At 43.9% G+C, this 18,372-nt stretch carries 20 protein-coding genes; 7 read left to right on the top strand and 13 right to left on the bottom strand.

Annotation, left to right across the window (positions count from 1 at the left end):
- Positions 1-149: 149 nt before the first annotated feature.
- From B4J23_RS09110 to def, 3 genes are all read right to left on the bottom strand, one after another.
- Complete coding sequence (locus B4J23_RS09110) at positions 150-2,237, bottom strand: TonB-dependent copper receptor (RefSeq protein WP_291360127.1); 2,088 nt, start codon at positions 2,235-2,237, stop codon at positions 150-152.
- Positions 2,238-2,308: 71 nt separating this feature from the next.
- Entirely contained in the window at positions 2,309-2,722 is a 414-nt protein-coding gene (locus tag B4J23_RS09105) for a DUF2946 family protein (RefSeq protein ID WP_179992706.1), read from the bottom strand.
- Between the two features lie 91 nt (positions 2,723-2,813).
- Positions 2,814-3,344, bottom strand: a complete 531-nt coding sequence (gene def / locus B4J23_RS09100) for a peptide deformylase (protein WP_004780730.1) — start codon at positions 3,342-3,344, stop codon at positions 2,814-2,816.
- 120 nt (positions 3,345-3,464) lie between these two features.
- Between def and B4J23_RS09095 the strand changes: the two genes are divergently transcribed.
- The 3 genes from B4J23_RS09095 to B4J23_RS09085 are packed head-to-tail and all read left to right on the top strand — an operon-like array spanning position 3,465 to position 6,426.
- A complete protein-coding gene (locus B4J23_RS09095; RefSeq protein ID WP_104426934.1) occupies positions 3,465-4,619 on the top strand; it encodes a LysM peptidoglycan-binding domain-containing protein in 1,155 nt (384 codons plus the stop codon).
- Between the two features lie 57 nt (positions 4,620-4,676).
- On the top strand, positions 4,677-5,816 hold the full coding sequence (gene dprA / locus B4J23_RS09090; RefSeq protein ID WP_166139368.1) for a DNA-processing protein DprA: 1,140 nt from the start codon (positions 4,677-4,679) through the stop codon (positions 5,814-5,816).
- Positions 5,817-5,856: 40 nt separating this feature from the next.
- A complete protein-coding gene (locus B4J23_RS09085; RefSeq protein ID WP_291360123.1) occupies positions 5,857-6,426 on the top strand; it encodes an L-threonylcarbamoyladenylate synthase in 570 nt (189 codons plus the stop codon).
- 395 nt (positions 6,427-6,821) lie between these two features.
- Here the strand turns inward: B4J23_RS09085 and B4J23_RS09080 are convergent, their stop codons facing one another.
- On the bottom strand, positions 6,822-7,733 hold the full coding sequence (locus tag B4J23_RS09080) for a DMT family transporter (protein WP_291360122.1): 912 nt from the start codon (positions 7,731-7,733) through the stop codon (positions 6,822-6,824).
- A 191-nt stretch (positions 7,734-7,924) separates the two neighbouring features.
- Here B4J23_RS09080 and B4J23_RS09075 point away from each other — a divergent pair, with 191 nt between their 5' ends.
- The 4 genes from B4J23_RS09075 to B4J23_RS09060 all read left to right on the top strand — a co-directional run bounded on the left by B4J23_RS09075 (position 7,925) and on the right by B4J23_RS09060 (position 10,555).
- The gene (locus tag B4J23_RS09075) at positions 7,925-8,470 is read left to right on the top strand and encodes a glutathione peroxidase (protein WP_291360121.1); all 546 of its coding nucleotides are present in this window, start codon (positions 7,925-7,927) and stop codon (positions 8,468-8,470) included.
- Positions 8,471-8,642: 172 nt separating this feature from the next.
- Entirely contained in the window at positions 8,643-9,188 is a 546-nt protein-coding gene (locus B4J23_RS09070) for a glutathione peroxidase (protein ID WP_159124341.1), read from the top strand.
- A 208-nt stretch (positions 9,189-9,396) separates the two neighbouring features.
- Positions 9,397-9,786: an RcnB family protein gene (locus B4J23_RS09065; RefSeq protein WP_291360119.1), complete on the top strand. Its 390-nt coding sequence runs from the start codon at positions 9,397-9,399 to the stop codon at positions 9,784-9,786.
- A 163-nt stretch (positions 9,787-9,949) separates the two neighbouring features.
- Positions 9,950-10,555 carry a hypothetical protein gene (locus B4J23_RS09060; RefSeq protein ID WP_291360117.1) on the top strand — a complete coding sequence of 202 codons (606 nt, stop codon included), beginning with the start codon at positions 9,950-9,952 and terminating at the stop codon, positions 10,553-10,555.
- Positions 10,556-10,624: 69 nt separating this feature from the next.
- Here B4J23_RS09060 and B4J23_RS09055 read toward each other — a convergent pair whose 3' ends face one another.
- The 9 genes from B4J23_RS09055 to B4J23_RS09015 form a co-directional block, all read right to left on the bottom strand.
- On the bottom strand, positions 10,625-12,001 hold the full coding sequence (locus tag B4J23_RS09055; protein ID WP_291360116.1) for an NAD-dependent succinate-semialdehyde dehydrogenase: 1,377 nt from the start codon (positions 11,999-12,001) through the stop codon (positions 10,625-10,627).
- Between the two features lie 384 nt (positions 12,002-12,385).
- Entirely contained in the window at positions 12,386-12,805 is a 420-nt protein-coding gene (locus tag B4J23_RS09050) for a F0F1 ATP synthase subunit epsilon (protein ID WP_004780711.1), read from the bottom strand.
- Positions 12,806-12,831: 26 nt separating this feature from the next.
- Positions 12,832-14,226, bottom strand: coding sequence for a F0F1 ATP synthase subunit beta (gene atpD, locus B4J23_RS09045; RefSeq protein WP_004780710.1), 1,395 nt, complete (start codon positions 14,224-14,226; stop codon positions 12,832-12,834).
- Between the two features lie 30 nt (positions 14,227-14,256).
- Entirely contained in the window at positions 14,257-15,126 is an 870-nt protein-coding gene (atpG, locus tag B4J23_RS09040; protein WP_004780708.1) for a F0F1 ATP synthase subunit gamma, read from the bottom strand.
- An 88-nt stretch (positions 15,127-15,214) separates the two neighbouring features.
- Positions 15,215-16,759 (bottom strand): F0F1 ATP synthase subunit alpha, encoded by a 1,545-nt coding sequence (atpA, locus tag B4J23_RS09035; RefSeq protein WP_004780707.1) that lies wholly within the window; start codon positions 16,757-16,759, stop codon positions 15,215-15,217.
- 46 nt (positions 16,760-16,805) lie between these two features.
- Positions 16,806-17,342, bottom strand: coding sequence for a F0F1 ATP synthase subunit delta (locus B4J23_RS09030; protein WP_004780705.1), 537 nt, complete (start codon positions 17,340-17,342; stop codon positions 16,806-16,808).
- A 12-nt stretch (positions 17,343-17,354) separates the two neighbouring features.
- Positions 17,355-17,825 (bottom strand): F0F1 ATP synthase subunit B, encoded by a 471-nt coding sequence (locus B4J23_RS09025; RefSeq protein ID WP_004780703.1) that lies wholly within the window; start codon positions 17,823-17,825, stop codon positions 17,355-17,357.
- Positions 17,826-17,864: 39 nt separating this feature from the next.
- The gene (gene atpE, locus B4J23_RS09020; protein ID WP_000424060.1) at positions 17,865-18,110 is read right to left on the bottom strand and encodes a F0F1 ATP synthase subunit C; all 246 of its coding nucleotides are present in this window, start codon (positions 18,108-18,110) and stop codon (positions 17,865-17,867) included.
- 82 nt (positions 18,111-18,192) lie between these two features.
- A partial coding sequence (locus tag B4J23_RS09015) for a F0F1 ATP synthase subunit A (RefSeq protein ID WP_291360113.1) occupies positions 18,193-18,372 on the bottom strand: 180 nt, incomplete at its 5' end.

Raw genomic sequence — 18,372 nt, 5'->3', positions numbered from 1 at the left:
TTGGGTCATATATTACTTTTATATTTAATATAATCATTTAATTAGAGTGTAAATGAGCTGTTTTTTAAACATAATTCATTTTCCAACTCTTTAACTGCTAAAAACAAAGCCGCTAATTGAGCAGCTTTGTTTTAACGATTGGGATGAGGTTAAAATTTCATACTAACGCGAGCCCAGTAATTTCGGCCGATATTATTAAATTGCTCATCTGAAGCAAAACCAAAACCTGAACTCCCCATTTTATTCAAATGTTCTGTATAAGTCCGGTCGAAGACATTATCGACACCGACTGAAAGATCCACACTCTCATTCACACGATAGGTGCCATTTAAAGATAATGTACCAAAACCAGCACTCTGTATATAGTCATAACCGACAATATTACCTTCACGTTCACTAATACGATTTTGGCCATCCACCAGACGCCAATAAGCCCCTAAGGTATAATCCTCCTGGATATAACGCAGATTCACCCGAGCTTCTAAAGGTGCAATTTGCGGCAATGGCGTATGATCAGTCGTGTTTTTACCCCAAGCATACATAGCACTAAAATCAGCTTGAATGGCATCGGTAAACTGGTAGCCAATTCCGGCTTCTACACCGGCAATAGCCGCATCAACATTTCTTGAATCTGCCCCATTCATTTTTGCTGACCGCATTCCTTCCATACCACTACCCATATGCTGGTCATGACCTGAATTTGCAGTTTCAGGATAAGTCATCAGAATAAAATCCTGAACAATGCCAGCATAAGCTGATACCCATGAATTGAAGGCACCATGATGATGTTGATAGCCCAGATCGAGCTGTAAGGTTTTTTCGGTATCTAACTGTTTAAATGTATTTGCAGTTACACCCTGATAATCGGTTTTAAATAATTCCCAATAATCCGGCATACGTTCCACATAGCCTAAACCGATATAGGTTTTGCCATCATCATGTTCTGGGTGAGTATTTTCAAAACGGATAAAGGCACTCGGCAAAATTTCCTGACGGCTTTGACCAGTTTTTAAGGCATCAATGCCTACCTGATCGACCCGCACACCCGTAACCAGTTTATGGTTGTCATTTAGTTCATGGCTCAATTCACCAAAAGCTCCATAAGACTGAAATCTCATATCTGGCGTGAGCGGCATGTTTATATTGATTGAAGTCATTCCCCCAGCATGCGTATTGTGCTGAGAATCCACACCCGCGATCAACTGGGTTTTATCCCATTCACTTGTTATCGCCATACGGGAATTTAAAGTACGGCGTGTGACCTGCATAGCAGACGGATTGGCTTTCATGCTATGGGTTGCCATGTCATGGATCATCGGTACAGGCCGCAGACTAAAGTTATCCATGATGTGATCGTTATAGTTATAGTTGATCTGTGCCTCAACTTTCTGAATGACATCCGTCAGATTTCTCTTTTCAACACGTAAGCCGAGGCTTTCACGGGCAAACTGTGATCCATCCATATCACGGCCAGCATAAACCGCCTCGCCATCAGCTTTACCACCGGTCAGCTCGACCCAGGTATCTTCATCCGGTGTCCAGCCCAGTGCCAGATCTGCATTCCATCGTTCCCAATCTGAAGGTACAGTTTGACCATTACCATCTTTATAACTGCTTGATACCGAACGGTTGGTGTTCAGGCGGATATACTTCTCTTCATCACCAGCAGCAGCTTCAATATTCTGGTCCAGACGACCAAAAGATCCCATCAGCACACTGGCCTGACCACGATAGTGTTGATCTTCTCCAAATTGTTCAGGTGTACGCTCAAAAATGACGGTTGCTGCCGAACCGGTATTGGCATATTGAACCGTTTGCGGGCCTTTAATCACTGAAATACGATCATAACTTTCTGGAGAAATATATGAAGTGGGCGAATCCATCCGGCTTGGACAGGCACCGAGGTTTTCAGTGCCATCAGTCAGGATTTTAATACGTGAACCGAACATGCCACGAAAGGTCACATCGCCATTGGTGCCAGCTCCGCTATTGACCGAACTAAAACCTACAATACTTTGCAGATAATCTGCACCATCGGTTGCCGGCACTGGCTGAATCGGCTGTTTCGGATCAGCACGAACAATCAGACCATTAGCATCATTACCGGCAGTTGAAGTCACCACAATCGGTGCCATGGTTTGTACAGGCATGCTTTCATTGGCCATAACCACTGATGAATAACAGGCAACACAAATCGCAGCCGCAAGGGGCTGTAACAAGAATTTAGGCTGAGCCATTTTCTATCTCACTGAATGCATAAATTAAACACGGCCCAAGTCATTCAAGACCCAGGCAAAACAACGTGGATTTATGCAAACAGTGGCGGTGCCCGTCCCTGCGGGATTAAAAAGAGTCGCTGAAGGATAAACCAGACATGCTTAAAGGCTTGTTCAAAAGCCAATAGTCTGACCTGAATTCGATCCAGGACTTCTTTCACTTCAAGCTCAGGCGGCAAAACCAGGTTGCCATAGACAGTACAGTACTGACACTGATGACTGGCATCGTGTTCATGCGCCATGGAGTCTGAGGAAATAGGATGCTGATCAAGGTGATGATGGGCAGAATGTTCAGAATGAACATGAGAAGAAACTAAAAGGGCGCGCGTGATGGTTTCACAGACCGGAGCAACCTGATATTGCTTCGGCAGCAAAGGCTGTAAGAACACAGCAATCTGTAGAAATACCGCTACAAAGGAAAGTAGCAGACCTCCCCGCAGAACCATAGGCAAACCCTTAAATTTATCTAGGCTGAGTATAACAAAGCCCAATCAAAATTGGGCTGGTTGAATCATAAAAATTGCTTGGAAAATAGTCCTAGCGCTTAACTGCAACTTTTTCCTTATTGCGCTGGCGAACCAGTTTTTCTACTTTTTCACGGGCACGCTGACGTTTTAATGGCGACAGATAATCCACAAAAAGTTTACCATTTAAGTGATCCATTTCATGTTGAATGCACACAGCGAGAAGTCCATCAGCCTCTTGTTCAAAGGGTTGACCATCCAGACCAATTGCCTCAATTTTTACGCGTGACGGACGCTCAACTTTATCGTATATTTGAGGAACTGATAGACAGCCCTCTTCATAAGGCTGTGTTTCTTCAGTCAATGGTGTGATTTTGGGGTTAATGAACACCATGGGTTGATCTTTGTTTTCAGACAGGTCCATCACAATCAGCTGAATATGACGATCGACTTGGGTCGCGGCGAGTCCGATGCCTGGCGCTTCATACATGGTTTCAAACATATCTGCAGCGAGCTGACGAATTTCATCAGTAACTTCTTCGACTGGTTGTGCAATGGTACGAAGACGGGGATCCGGGAAACTTAAAATAGGTAATAAGGCCATACTGCGTCCTCAATTATGCCATTGATCAAAAAACCAAATGAAGGGAATGCTTCATCAAAAAAATGTGTGTAAGATCGTTATTATAACGCAATTACGCACATAATTTTAGGAATTATGATAATGAAAAAGGTTTTGAAGGGCATGCCATTTTTTAGTGCCTTGGGGTTAAAAAATCAAATGCTCGCACTGGCAGTTTGTGTCGGAGTGAGTATGGGGACAATGTATTCAGCCGAGGCAGCTCCTGCCCGCAACGTCAATCCACCTGCTTTAAAAGCCAGTGCGCCCAATGTCTACGTGGTCAAAAAAGGCGATACATTGTGGGATATTTCAAAACGTTTCTTAAAAAATCCGGTGCGTTGGCCAGAAATCTGGGCCAGTAACAAGCACGTGAAAAATCCACATTGGATTTTTCCAGGTGATCGCCTGTTGATGTGTGACTATCAAGGTCGTCCAATTATCGGTAAAGACGAAGGTGATGGCTGTGAAGGTATCATCAGTCGTTATATCGGTAGTACTTCATTACAACCACAGGTTCGCGTTGAATCTTTAAATAATACGATTCCAGTGATTCCATTAGCGCATATCCAGCAATGGCTGGAACGCTATACCATTGTGGCAGCTGATTCAGTTCAGGGTACGCCTTACATTCTCGGCACTGCAGACCAGCGCGTACTGGCCGGTAAAGGCCAGAAGGTCTATGCACGCGGCAATGGTCTGGTGGTTGGCCAGCGTTATGCGGTGTATCGTGAGGCAGACCCTTATGTCTTTACCGATGCCAATGGCAAGAAATACACGGCTGCTCTAGAGCTGCAACAGGTTGCTTCCGGAATCGCAGTACGTGGCGAAGGTGATGTCACCACGCTGGAATTGACAGATAGCTACAATGCCGAAGTGCGTCGTGGTGACCGTGTATTACCTGAATACGATCCGATGTTGCCTACCCTGTTCTATCCAGTGAATGCAGAAAATACGGTTGCTGGTGGTCAGATTGTGCGTGTACTGGGTTCAATTGGTACAGCAGCACGTCATAGTGTCGTGACGATTGACCGTGGTACGGCACATGGGGTTCAGACTGGTCATGTCTTTAGCGTAAACCAGAAAGGTGAAGTCGTGACTGATCCGAAAACCAAAGAGCGCGTACAGCTTCCAGGTGAGCGCATTGGCAATGTGATGGTCTTTAAAACTTTTGATCAGCTCAGCTATGCTTATGTGCTGGAAAGTGAGTTACCTATCAAGGTGGGTGCCAATATTCAAGCGCCATTGTTAGATGAATAATAGATTGATCTAACTTTACAACTGAAAGAATAAGAAGACACACATATAGGTCTCGATATGCTGAACTCTTTATCACGCGTGCAACTGGAAACACTGACGTTATGGTATCTGGTTCAGCATTCTCTTTCGAGCTTCTATAAAATCAGTCAGCATTATTCAAGTCTGACCACAGCCATACAGCCTGATCAGGTGCCTACCTGGCAGGCGCTTGGCATTCATGCCAATCATGTCCAACGCTTAAAAGACTTCTCGCTTCCAGAATCACAACAGAAATTTCAGCGCTGTCTGGAAAAAGTTCAGCGAGATAGTGATTTTGTTTTACTCTACCATGATCTGCACTATCCGCAGCAACTCAGCCACTATGTAGACAAACCACCGATTATTTTTGGCCAAGGTCAGCCGGATACCCTGCTACAAGCCCAAATTGCAGTTGTAGGAAGTCGCAAGCCGAGTCCTCATGGCCGGCAAGTAGCTTATGATTTTTCCTTTTATTTGAGTGAACAGGGTTTCTATATTAATAGTGGATTAGCACAAGGCATAGATGAAGCTGCTCATCGGGCAGGATTAAAACATCAGGGAACCATTGCGGTGATGGGAACCGGACTGGATCAGACCTATCCTTCTCAACATGCACAATTGCGCCAGGAGATTATTGCGCATGGTGGTGCCGTCATTACCGAGTTTCTACCAGAAACCCCACCCTTGCAGCATCACTTTCCACGGCGTAACCGGATTGTCAGTGGCTTAAGTCTCGGGGTCATTGTGGCTGAAGCGACCTTAAAAAGCGGCTCTCTGATTACGGCCAAACTGGCTGCCGAACAAGGCAAGACTGTATTTGCCATTCCGGGACATATTTATAGTGAATATCATAAAGGTTGCCATCAGCTGATTCGTGAAGGCGCGATTCTGATTGATCACCCGCAACAGGTGATTGAAGAACTGGCTCTGGCGACCCAATGGCAAGCCTTACAAAATGAAGTACAACATGACATGGCGGATGAACTCCCTGCACACATACCGCCCCATCTGCTCAGACTTTATAACCAGCTGGACTGGGTCGGACAGGATCTGGATCATCTCAATCATCATCTGCAACAGGATGTGTCTTCTCTGACCAGTCAATTGATGGAACTGGAGCTACTTGGCTTTTGTACCCAGCAAGCTGGTATGTATCTACGTTGTCGTCCACATAAATAAAGTTCACAATAGACACTTCTTGTTTTGATAAGGTATACACATGATCACCACCTCTGTTGCCGAAGCAGCTGAATGTCTCAAAGCTGGACAGGTCTTGGCATACCCTACAGAGGCTGTTTGGGGCTTAGGTTGCGACCCCTACAATGAACAGGCATTTCACCAGATTTTAACCTTAAAACAGCGCCCGATTGAAAAAGGCGTGATTTTACTCGCAGCTCATATTTCACAAGTGGAACATTTACTTCAGGATCTAAGTGAAGAAATGCGTGAAAAAGTAATTGAGTCTTGGAGTAATGATCGACCTACAGACCGGGCAACCACCTGGTTACTCCCTGCCAATGACGATATTCCAGGCTGGATTAAAGGCAAACACCCTAAAGTGGCAGTGCGCGTGACCACTCATCCTCTTTGTGCAGCCTTGTGTCAGGCTTTTGGCGGTTTTATTGTTTCAACCAGTGCCAATCCTGCCGGCTTAGAACCTGCACGTTCCCTGCAAGATGCCATGCGTTATTTTGGTCAGGACCTGAATTATCTGAATGGTGATCTGGGATTGAGCCAGAAACCAAGCCGGATTATTGATGCTGTAACAGGTGAAATTATTCGTGACTGAGCCTTTGCTCAGTCATTTTTCTTTTCAAGCCGACTAAAGTTTTAAGACAAAAAAAAGCTCAACCATATAGGGATGGTTGAGCATAAAAAAGGATGTGTATTATCACATCCAGAGGGTATCGAAATCTCTGGGCATTTCAGCAACAGTCGCTGATCTGCGATGGAGCGTATTATGGGCGAACAGTTTAAAAAAAACAAATATATTTTAGCTCTTAAAAAACAGCTTAAACCTATGATTAATCAATCATTATTTAAAAAAAATTCAAATTATCTTGCTCTTTTTAAAGTGCTTTTTAAAGAAGCTAAAAGCTACTCTTCTCGACTAAAGTCTATTTGCCTTTATTCACGAGATCATTCAAGCAAAAAATTAAGTTTGTTTGTTCGTTTTTTGGGCAACTATTTGGCTTTCAGGAGCACTGGCGCCACAGTTTTTTTCTGGGCCAGCACAATTCCGAACAGAATAATCGCCCCACCAATACTGTGATAAATGGTCCAGGCCTCTTTTAACCAGACAAAGGCAATTAAAGCGGTAAACACCGGCATCAGGTTCATAAAGATACTGGTGCGGGTCGGTCCCAGACGCTGAATCGCCATCATCCACACCAAAGGGGCAATTAATGAAGGGAAAATACTGGCGTAGATGACGCTGCCAGCATTGGCCAGATTAATGACATCTAGACCCAACCAGGCCACAAACGGCAGGTGATACAGCAATGCAAATAGAATCTGCACATACAGGCTCAGCATGAGCGGAATCTGCACCTGCCATTTTTTCAGAAAGACCCCGTAAAAGGCATAGAAAAATACGGCAATAATCATCAGCAGATCACCCCACTGGCCGCCAGCATGCAGCAGCCCCCACGGATTACCCTGCCCCATCACATAGATCAGCCCGGCAAAGGACAACAGACTGCCAATAATCGCATAGCGATTCGGGATATCGCGCAGAATCAGCATCGACACAAAAATGGTGAAAATTGGAATAAAGGCATTAATAATGCCCATATTGGTGGCGGTGGTGTAATGTGCGGCGGTATACGCCAGGCCCTGATACAGCACCAGACCAAAGGCACTCAGCACTGCCAGCTGTTTCAGATGCGGGACGATCAGGGCACGTTCACGAATCACTCGCGGCAGAATAAACGGGGTCAGAATCAGAAAGGCAAAAAACCAGCGATAAAAACTGATGCTCACCGGCGAAATAAAGTCCGTCACATAGCGGGTCACGACAATATTCAGTGACCAGATCAGTACCGCAGTCAATGGAAGCAGCATGGCCCACCACATTGTTTTTTGCTGCTGCGTCATAACTTCATCCTTGTCTCTATCTATTGTTAATCTATGCCTTCTTGGCAAGTGCCTAAGCATAATTGATTTTTCAACTAAAATTAATGCTATTTGTAGCTGGCAAGTAAGCATTTCACTGATTCCGACTTGTACTGTCTTTAAATACCCGTTAAAACAAATAGCCCTCATTCATTTAATAAAAAGGAAATCTGATGAGCACTTCTGTGTATGACATTCCGGTAAAAACGATTCAAGGAACGGACACGACGCTGAACCAGTATCAAGGCAAAGTCTTGCTGCTAGTAAATGTGGCATCAAAATGTGGCCTCACTCCACAATACGAAGGCTTGCAAAAGCTCTATGATGATAAAAAAGCCGAAGGACTGGAAATCTTAGGTTTTCCTTCTAATGATTTTCTGGAACAGGAACCTGGAAGTGAAAGGGAAATTCAGGAATTCTGTTCCCTGAACTATCAGGTGGATTTCCCGCTGTTTGCCAAAATTCCGGTCGTGGGTGAACCTAAACATCCTTTGTATGCCACTTTGACTCAGGCTGTGCCAGAACGTATCGGTGAAGGTCCATGGTGGAAAGATCTGGTCGATTACGGCCTGACTCCAAATGAACCGCCTGAAGTTCTCTGGAACTTTGAAAAATTCCTGGTCAACAAACAGGGGGAAGTCGTTGCACGTTTTGCACCAGATATCACGGCAGATGATCCACGCCTGCTGGATGCAATCAATGCTGAGCTTGCTAAATAAGTCTTTTTAAATAGGTCGGTTGCAACTGATGACCAGTTTAGCCGACCTAGCTCATAGGCATAAACATTGAATTTCATATTTTTTCACAAACTTATCTAAAATTTATGTTTGCTGAAACCGCCAGACCCGATAAAACATGAGTCTATTTCCATAACAATTCGAGCAAAATAATATGAGCCAGTCCATTTATGAGATTCCGGTAAAAACCGTCACTGGAGAAAATACGACTCTGTCCGATTATCAAGACAAAGTCCTGCTGATTGTAAATGTCGCATCGAAATGTGGTTTAACCCCACAATATGAAGGACTGCAGAAACTTTATAATGAGAAAAAAACCGAAGGACTGGAAATTCTGGCTTTTCCTGCGAATAACTTTAAAGGTCAAGAACCGGGCACAGACGAGGAAATCCAGCAGTTCTGCAGTCTGAACTACAATGTGGATTTCCCGCTATTCTCCAAGATCTCTGTCGTGGGTGAAGATCAGCATCCTCTTTACCATTATCTGACCCAAGCTCAGCCACAACGTACAGGCGGCGAAGATTTTGCAGAGCGCCTGAAAAGTTTTGGCAATACGCCAAATGAATTACCAGAAGTGCTGTGGAACTTTGAAAAATTCCTGGTCAACAAGCAAGGTGAAGTGGTCGCGCGTTTTGCGCCAAATATTCCGGCAGATGATGCTCGCTTGCGAGATGCAATCAATGCAGAATTGGCCAAATAATTTGTAACAGTAATGTAAGTATCTATTTCAATAATAGATACTTATTATTTAAATAAAAATCAAATATTTATAACCAGATTTACTTAGCTCTAAAATCTCCATGATTTACGCTTAATTTTTATTTTTCTACAACACTTCATTCCATATTTATCAATGAGTTGAGCCTAATATGCAGTTATCCCAAAAGAGATAACGATAGGTTCAAAACATGAAAAACTTAGTAAAAGCAGTCGTATTTTCATTATCTAGTACACTTGTGGCGACTTCAGCTTTTGCTGCAGCTCCAGAGCATCACTCGCAACACCATCACCATCAGCCACAAAAAACGCATGTTCAGCAACAGTATCACGCACAGCATAAATCTCCTGCACACGCTCAACAGCATAAACAGGTACATAAGAAAATAGATCCTTCACGCGATTGGCGCGTAGGTCAAAAAGTACCAGCTCAGTTCCAGAGCAAAATGTACAAGGTAGATCACAGCAAATACAAAAAACTCAGCAAACCTGGTAAAAACCAGCAATGGATCAAAGTGAATGGTGACTATATCCTGACCAATGTGATGAGCCATAATATTATTAAAATTATTGCAGGATAAGTTTTATCATCCTCGGTGAAAAAGAGTGCTTCGGCACTCTTTTTTAATGTCTTAATCTTTTGTATTCAAAATATTTGTTATGACTTTGCAACAATCTTTTTTATCTCCACATTTTATTCTTATAGTCATGCATTAGAACCACCTGCTCCGAGACCACGATTTCATGTCCAAGATTCTTGTAAATGCTCTTCTTCCTTTTGCCCTATTTAGCTCAGGCATTTTATTAATGGGCTGTGAACAGGCGACCGAAGCACCGGTCGAGCAAGAACAAAGTACGCTTTCTACTGATCTTGAACCTGTACAGCAAAGTGATCGCACGACGACTGCGCAAACAGAGCTGAAGTCTGGCAATATGTTTTATATGGTGCGTGATGTAGCTGATCTGCAATTCAAGGCAGGGAGTTATGTTGAACAGTTAAAACAGACCCAAACTGATCTGCAAACTGCGGTGGATACTAAAGATACCCAGCAACTGCAAGCTACAGCAGGCAAGTTACAACAACAGTTGACAGGCTTTAATCAGGCCTTAGGTGAACTAAATTTAAAAAGTCAGGAAATTGATCAGGTCCGTAGCAATATCATGAGTGCCAATCAACAGGTTCTGGCTTCTCCTTTACTGAATGGTCAGGTCGATTTCAGTCAGGTTGATTTAAAGAAAATTGAAAGCCAGATGGTCAGTGTGCAATCTGAAATGCTTAAACTGGCAGGTATGCTGATTCAAAATTCAGATAAAGACGCTTCATCAGAAGCTGAAACAGAAAATACCTGATTTACGCTGATATCTCGTTCAAAAAGAAGCCACGGTTTAAGTGGCTTCTTTATTTTAAATAATTAAATATTATTTTTTTGGGCTTTTTACGACAACCAGACGTTTCTGCACAAATTCTTTGAAACCATCGCTTGAAAGTTCATGACCATAACCCGAGTTTTTAATCCCGCCAAATGGCAGCTCGGGCGCAGTATCGGTATACCAGTTAATCCAGATCATGCCGGTTTCTACACGTGAAGCCAGTTTTTTTGCCCGCTCAATATTTTGTGAATGAATGACGCCTCCAAGACCATAATTAGAATCATTGGCAATCGATACAATTTCATCTTCATCTTTTGCCACATAAATTTGAGCGACTGGGCCAAAGAATTCTTCATACCAAGCCGGATTATCACGGCTGATATTTTCCAAGATGGTTGGCTGATAGAAATTACCTTCATGCTCATAAGGCTTACCACCAGTCACGACTTTCGCGCCATTCTCTACTGCCTTGTCAACCTGCTTGCTCAGTTTTTCTAACGCATCTGCTGAGGAAAGGGGGCCAAGTGTGGTTTCAGAATCGAGTGGATCACCAATTTTTAAACTTTCAAAGACCTCGAGCATGCCCGCTTTAAATTGTTCCGCAATTTTCTCATGCAGAATAAAACGTTTAGCTGCTGTACAAACCTGCCCCGTGTTATTAACGCGTGCCTGACAGCCAATTTTGATCGCTTTTTCTAAATCAGCATCATCCAGCACAATGAATACATCATTACCGCCCAATTCTAATGTGGATTTGGTGACATGTTTCCCGGCCTGCCCTGCTACTGCACGCCCTGCACCTTCTGAACCCGTGAGAGCTACGCCCTGTACACGCGGATCTGCGATAATATCTGCGACCTGATCGCTACTGATAAACAAGTTAGTCCACACACCTTTCGGTGCGCCTGCATCCAGAATCAATTGTTCAAAGGCTTCAGCACATTGCGGAACGATGCTGGCATGCTTGGCTACCACAGGGTTGCCAATCGCACAGTTGGGAGCAAAGACACGCATCAATTGATAGAATGGAAAGTTCCACGGTTCTACCGCCATAATAATGCCTAAGGGATGGTGCTCTACCCATGCTTCTCCAAGTTCCGTTTCATAAGAAACTGGCGCTAAAAACTCTTTGGCATGATCAGCATAATATTCTGCAATACGTGCACAGCTTTCGATCTCACCTTCACTCTGCTTGATCAGCTTACCCATATCCAGCGTCATGATTTTAGCCAGTTCTGACTTACCTTCCCGCATATTGTTTGCCAGTTTACGAAGTACCTCAATCCGGGTATCTACTTGTTGAATCCAATCCGACTTCAGGATTTTTTCTGCGGTATCCAAAGCATTCTGGATATCTTGATCAGTGTGTGATGGATAATCTTTTAATTTCTGGTTGTTAAAGGGGTTAACGGATTGATAACTCATAATTAGATCCCTGCTTGGCCAATTCAATTTTTATAAATGGATAACAACGTGATTCGCGTCGTGACAGAGGTAGTAGAACCGTGAAGCTTTTTACTGAATAAACCTGGAAAGCTTAAAGCTTAAAGACGCCATATCAACTTAGCATTGTTTTTTTCTGACTATGGCTTTGCTTACAGATTGGTTCAAAAGATTACGCAGCGCAGGTAAAAGTTATATCGAGTGGTACAAATTGGAGTTATATAGTTTTCTTAAAATAATTATTCATAAGGCTAAAATCTGGTAACTTTTTTCAAAATATTTATAAAGCATGCGTGAGTAAAATAGTTTCTTTTACACATAAAAAAACCACCCTTTCGGGTGGTTTCTTCAATCTCAAACCAGCAATTACATTGCACGGTTTTTGATTTTGCGGATCGTTTCCAGCTGAGCAGCAGTTTCTGCAAGAGCAGCCAAAGCAGCAGCAGAGTCCAAATCGCTCTTTTGATTTGCGAGCAATTGTTCAGCGTGTTTACGCGCTTCAATAATTGCCGCTTCATCCAAGTTTTCTGCACGGACTGCTGTATCAGCAAGAACCGTAACAACATGCGGTTGAACTTCTAGAACACCACCAGATACATAGATTAATTCTTCTGTACCGTTTTCCAAAATAACGCGGATCGCGCCAGGTTGGAGCAAAGTTACCAGCGGAGCGTGACCAGGCATAATACCTAACTCACCGCCAGCACCTTTAGCAATTAGCATAGTTACAGTGCCTGAGTACAAAGACTCTTGAACACTTACAACGTCACATTGCATAGTCGCCATGAGAATCTCCTAAATTAGGGAACTAATTAAAGTTTCTCAGCTTTAGCAATCACTTCGTCAATACCACCAACCATGTAGAACGCTTGTTCTGGGATGTGATCGTATTCACCAGCTAGAAGACCTTTAAAGCCACGAATCGTTTCTTTAAGCGGTACAAGTTTACCAGGAGCACCAGTAAACACTTCAGCTACGTGGAACGGTTGAGAGAAGAAACGCTGGATCTTACGTGCACGGTATACAGTAAGTTTGTCTTCTTCTGACAATTCGTCCATACCAAGAATTGCGATAATGTCTTTCAATTCTTTATAACGTTGAAGAACGTTTTGAACTGAACGAGCGATTTCGTAATGCTCAGTACCAACTACAAGTGGATCTAGCTGACGTGAAGTAGAGTCAAGTGGATCGATCGCAGGGTAAATACCTTGAGAAGCGATGTCACGGCTCAATACAACAGTTGCGTCCAAGTGAGCGAACGTAGTTGCAGGCGATGGGTCAGTTAAGTCATCGGCAGGTACGTATACCGCTTGGATTGACGTAATAGAACCAGACTTAGTCGATGTAATACGTTCTTGAAGAACACCCATCTCTTCTGCAAGAGTCGGTTGGTAACCTACTGCAGATGGCATACGACCTAGAAGTGCTGATACTTCAGTACCCGCTAGTGTATAACGATAGATGTTGTCGACGAACAATAGTACGTCACGGCCTTTACCGTTTTCGTCTTTTTGATCACGGAAGTACTCAGCCATAGTCAGACCAGTCAACGCTACGCGTAAACGGTTACCTGGTGGCTCGTTCATCTGACCGTAGACCATTGCTACTTTGTCAAGAACGTTAGAGTCTTTCATTTCGTGATAGAAGTCATTACCTTCACGGGTACGTTCACCAACACCAGCAAACACAGATAAACCTGAGTGAGCTTTAGCGATGTTGTTGATCAACTCCATCATGTTTACAGTTTTACCAACACCGGCACCACCGAACAGACCAACTTTACCACCTTTCGCGAACGGGCAAAGTAAGTCGATGACTTTAATACCAGTTTCTAGAAGGTCAGTAGAAGCCGCTTGTTCTGCATAAGAAGGCGCTTGACGGTGAATTGGTAAACGCTCTTCAGTCGCAACAGGCCCAGCTTCGTCGATAGGGCGACCAAGAACGTCCATGATACGGCCAAGAGTCGCTGTACCTACTGGTACAGAGATCGGAGCGTTAGTGTTAGTTACGTTCAAACCACGCTTAAGGCCTTCAGTAGAACCCATTGCAATAGTACGAACTACGCCATCACCAAGTTGTTGCTGAACTTCTAAAGTAGTTTCAGTACCGTCAACTTGGAGAGCGTCATAGATCTTAGGAACGCTGTTACGTTCAAACTCGACGTCGATAACCGCGCCGATGATCTGAATGATACGACCGCTACTCATTGCTGTCTCCTCAATTCAAACTAATATATGTTAAACGGCAGCGGCACCACCAACGATCTCAGAAATTTCCTGAGTAATCGCGGCTTGACGCAGCTTGTTATAAATAAGTTGCAGGTTCTTGATCAACTCACCCGCGTTATCAGTTGCAGCTTTCATTGCAACCATACGAGCAGACTGCTCACACGCGATGTTTTCGATCACACCTTGATACACCACAGACTCGATGTAACGAACCAACAAGCCATTTAAAAGCTCTTCAGCTTCAGGCTCGTAGATGTAGTCCCAACCGTATTGACGGTTAAGCGTCTTGTCTTCTTCAGCAGCTGCCAAAGGAACAAGCTGTTCGATCTTTTGGTTTTGAGTCATGGCGTTGACAAAGCCGTTAGAAACCAGATAAATACGATCTAATTCGCCTTTATCATAAGCGTCTAACATCACCTGTACAGAACCAGATAACTGTTCAAGACTTGGAGTGTCGCCCACTTGAGTGGTCGCACCAAGCACTTTACCGCCGTAGTTTTTAAAAAACGAAACCGCTTTTTGACCAATCAAAGCAAATTGAACTTCAATTGACTGCTCTTGTTGCTGTTGAACGTGTTTTACCACTTTCTTGAACAGGTTAATGTTCAAACCACCAGCAAGGCCACGATCTGAAGACACAATGATATAGCCAACGCGCTTAACAGGACGTTCAACCATATAACGGTGTTTATATTCAGGATTCGCTTGTACCAAATGAGCAATTACACGGTGCATATTTTCGGCATACGGACGGCCTTGAGCCATGCGCTCTTGCGCACGACGCATCTTAGAAGCTGCTACCATCTGCATCGCGCGAGTAATTTTCTGCGTGCTTTTGATACTAGCTACTTTGGCGCGAATTTCTTTTAAATTTGCCATACGCTTAACCTAGTATTCGAAGGCCCTTACGAGCCCTCGAAGGTTGATTCCGTGAACCAAACCAACACCAATCTAGCAAGTTGCTAAATTAGTAAGTTTGAGTCGCTTTGAATTTTTCAATACCAGCTTTGAATTCAGCTTCGATATCTTTATCCCAAGCACCAGTCTCGTCAATTTTTTGCATTAACGCAGCGTGTTCTGAACGGAAGTAAGCAATTAACGCAGCGTCAAAGTCTACGATTTTCTTCACTTCTACGTCAGCCATGTAGCCTTCGTTAGATGCATAAACTGATACAGCTTGGTCAGCGATTGAGTATGGAGCATATTGTTTTTGCTTCATAAGCTCAGTTACGCGTTGACCGTGTTCAAGCTGTTTACGAGTTGCTTCGTCAAGGTCAGAAGCGAACTGAGCAAACGCTGCCAATTCACGGTACTGTGCAAGTGCAGTACGGATACCACCAGACAATTTCTTGATGACTTTAGTCTGCGCAGAACCACCAACACGAGATACAGAGATACCCGCGTTCACAGCAGGACGGATACCCGCGTTGAACAATGATGTTTCAAGGAAGATCTGACCGTCAGTAATCGAAATTACGTTGGTTGGTACGAATGCAGATACGTCACCTGCTTGAGTTTCAATAATCGGCAATGCAGTTAATGAACCAGTTTGGCCTTTAACTTCACCGTTAGTGAATTTCTCAACGTAGTCAGCAGATACACGAGAAGCACGTTCAAGTAGACGTGAATGTAGATAGAACACGTCACCTGGATAAGCTTCACGACCTGGTGGACGACGAAGAAGCAATGAAATTTGACGGTAAGCAACAGCTTGTTTAGACAAGTCATCATAGATGATCAGAGCGTCTTCACCGCGGTCACGGAAGTATTCACCCATTGTACAGCCAGAGTATGGAGCCAAGAACAGCATTGCTGCTGGATCGGCTGCGGCTGCTGCTACAACAGTTGTATACGCCATAGCGCCAGTTTCTTCTAGCTTACGTACTACGTTTGCGATAGTTGATTGTTTTTGACCAACTGCAACGTAGATACATTTAATGCCAGAGTTTTTCTGAGCGATGATCGCGTCGATCGCCATAGCTGTTTTACCAGTCTGACGGTCACCAATGATCAACTCACGTTGACCACGGCCTACTGGGATCATTGTATCTACTGATTTATAACCAGTTTGTACAGGTTGATCCACTGATTGACGCCAAATTACGCCTGGTGCTACTTTTTCAACAGCATCAGAAAGTTTTGCATCAATAGGGCCTTTACCATCAATCGGGTTACCCAAAGCATCTACGACACGGCCAAGAAGTTCAGGACCAACCGGAACTTCTAATACACGACCTGTACAACGAGCTTTTTGACCTTCTTGAAGGCTTAAGTAGTTACCTAAAACAACGACGCCCACTGAATCCTGTTCTAGGTTCAGTGCCATACCGTATAAGCCGCCGTCGAATTCGATCATTTCACCGTACATTGCATCAGCAAGGCCGTGAATGCGCACAATACCGTCGGATACCATAACAATGGTACCTTCGTTTTTAGCGGTCGCGCTGGTGTCCAGATCGCCGATACGCTGTTTAATGAGCGCACTGATCTCGGATGGATTCAGTTGTTGCATTGCGCTATACCTCAATCTTTTTAAAGTTCAGTCTTCTTATATGCAATTAAGCTAGAAGACGAGTACGCATTTTTTCAAGCTTATTAAGCGCAGAATCATCTATCACTTGGTCGCCTGCACGAATAACCACACCCGCGATTAACGCCGGGTTAACTTCTACAGAAACGTTTACTGCTGCATTGAATTTTTTCTCTAACGCATGAGTAAGAAGTTGTTCCTGTACAGAAGTCAATGGGAATGCTGATTCAATTACAACATCCACAGTATTGTTATTCTGTGATTTGAGCTGTTCATATTCTGCAGCGATTTCAGGAAGCAAAGCCAAACGTGCGTTTTCAGCAAGCATAGTCAAAAAGTTTGACACTGCAGGCGTTTGGTCTTCGCCTAAAACTTTAGCAAAAAGTGCCACCTGCTCAGCAGGTGTCAACTCAGGGCGATTTAGATAAGCTGAAAATGCTTCGTCTTGCACCGCAGCACTGAGCAATTCAAGCGCAGTTGACCAAGAGTCAGCTGTACCTTGCTCAGAAGCGTAAGCAAATGCTGCTTTAGCGTAAGGGCGTGCCAACGTCAAGAGTTCAGCCATAATCCGCCTCTCTTAAAGTTTAGCAGCCAGCTGAGTCAGCATGGCATTGTGAGCTTCTGCGTCAACTTGCTGGCTAAGAATTTTCTCAGCACCAGCAACTGCAAGAGCAGCCACTTGTTGACGTAATTCTTCGCGAGCAGCATTGATTTCAGTATCAACAGCTTCTTTAGCTTGTTGACGAATACGCTCACCTTCAGCTGATGCTTGGGTACGAGCTTCTTCGACCAATTGCGCTGCACGACGGTTCGCTTGTTCGATCAATTGAGCCGCTTGTGCTTTTGCCGCGTCCAGTTCAGCTTTCACTTGTGCTTGCGCATCTGCAAGGTCAGCCTTCGCTTTTTCAGCAGCGTTTAAGCCATCAGCGATTTTACGCTGACGTTCACTAATCGCATTGATTAGTGGTGGCCATACAAACTTCATGCAGAATGCGACGAAAATCGCAAACGCAATCGCTTGGCCAAACAATGTGAGGTTGATATTCATTGCAAATTCCTCAAATAGTGAATTTCGGAATTAAGCTGATTAACCTACAAATGGATTAGCGAAGATGAAGAACAAGCCAATACCAACACCGATCATAGGCACAGCATCAAGAAGACCCGCGATTAAGAACATACGAGTTTGAAGTTGTGGAGCCAATTCTGGTTGACGAGCTACAGCTTCAAGGAAACGGCCGCCTAGAAGACCAAAACCAATCGCAGTACCTAAAGCACCGAAAGCGATCAAGATAGCAGATGCAATTGCAACTAGACCTAAAGTGAGTTCCATGATAATTCCTCAGAGGTTAGGTTTATACCAAATTAAGTTAAAAAATTGTGCCCAACCATCCCGTGACAGTTAGGCAATACCATTAATGCTTTTCGCTTGCCATGCTCAAGTATACGATAGTCAGCATCATGAAAATGAATGCTTGTAGCGTAATAACAAGAATGTGGAAGATCGCCCAAGGCACAGATAACGCCCACTGGATCCAGAACGGTAATAACGCGATAAGAATGAAGATTAACTCACCCGCATACATGTTACCGAA

Origin of the sequence: Acinetobacter sp. UBA3025, from assembly GCF_002367915.1 — a bacterium.
In the GTDB taxonomy this organism is placed as follows: Bacteria; Pseudomonadota; Gammaproteobacteria; order Pseudomonadales; family Moraxellaceae; genus Acinetobacter.
Note: the sequence above shows the minus strand (reverse complement) of the source record. Positions and strands in the feature narration are given on the sequence as shown.

Coding starts and splice junctions, on each gene's coding strand:
- B4J23_RS09065 (WP_291360119.1), top strand. CDS start 9,397: ATGAAAAACTTAGTAAAAGCAGTCGTATTTTCATTATCTAGTACACTT.
- B4J23_RS09080 (WP_291360122.1), bottom strand. CDS start 7,733: ATGACGCAGCAGCAAAAAACAATGTGGTGGGCCATGCTGCTTCCATTG.
- atpA (WP_004780707.1), bottom strand. CDS start 16,759: ATGCAACAACTGAATCCATCCGAGATCAGTGCGCTCATTAAACAGCGT.
- B4J23_RS09070 (WP_159124341.1), top strand. CDS start 8,643: ATGAGCCAGTCCATTTATGAGATTCCGGTAAAAACCGTCACTGGAGAA.
- B4J23_RS09025 (WP_004780703.1), bottom strand. CDS start 17,825: ATGAATATCAACCTCACATTGTTTGGCCAAGCGATTGCGTTTGCGATT.
- atpE (WP_000424060.1), bottom strand. CDS start 18,110: ATGGAACTCACTTTAGGTCTAGTTGCAATTGCATCTGCTATCTTGATC.
- atpG (WP_004780708.1), bottom strand. CDS start 15,126: ATGGCAAATTTAAAAGAAATTCGCGCCAAAGTAGCTAGTATCAAAAGC.
- B4J23_RS09075 (WP_291360121.1), top strand. CDS start 7,925: ATGAGCACTTCTGTGTATGACATTCCGGTAAAAACGATTCAAGGAACG.
- B4J23_RS09050 (WP_004780711.1), bottom strand. CDS start 12,805: ATGGCGACTATGCAATGTGACGTTGTAAGTGTTCAAGAGTCTTTGTAC.
- B4J23_RS09085 (WP_291360123.1), top strand. CDS start 5,857: ATGATCACCACCTCTGTTGCCGAAGCAGCTGAATGTCTCAAAGCTGGA.
- def (WP_004780730.1), bottom strand. CDS start 3,344: ATGGCCTTATTACCTATTTTAAGTTTCCCGGATCCCCGTCTTCGTACC.
- B4J23_RS09105 (WP_179992706.1), bottom strand. CDS start 2,722: ATGGTTCTGCGGGGAGGTCTGCTACTTTCCTTTGTAGCGGTATTTCTA.
- dprA (WP_166139368.1), top strand. CDS start 4,677: ATGCTGAACTCTTTATCACGCGTGCAACTGGAAACACTGACGTTATGG.
- B4J23_RS09055 (WP_291360116.1), bottom strand. CDS start 12,001: ATGAGTTATCAATCCGTTAACCCCTTTAACAACCAGAAATTAAAAGAT.
- B4J23_RS09030 (WP_004780705.1), bottom strand. CDS start 17,342: ATGGCTGAACTCTTGACGTTGGCACGCCCTTACGCTAAAGCAGCATTT.
- B4J23_RS09095 (WP_104426934.1), top strand. CDS start 3,465: ATGAAAAAGGTTTTGAAGGGCATGCCATTTTTTAGTGCCTTGGGGTTA.
- B4J23_RS09060 (WP_291360117.1), top strand. CDS start 9,950: ATGTCCAAGATTCTTGTAAATGCTCTTCTTCCTTTTGCCCTATTTAGC.
- atpD (WP_004780710.1), bottom strand. CDS start 14,226: ATGAGTAGCGGTCGTATCATTCAGATCATCGGCGCGGTTATCGACGTC.
- B4J23_RS09110 (WP_291360127.1), bottom strand. CDS start 2,237: ATGGCTCAGCCTAAATTCTTGTTACAGCCCCTTGCGGCTGCGATTTGT.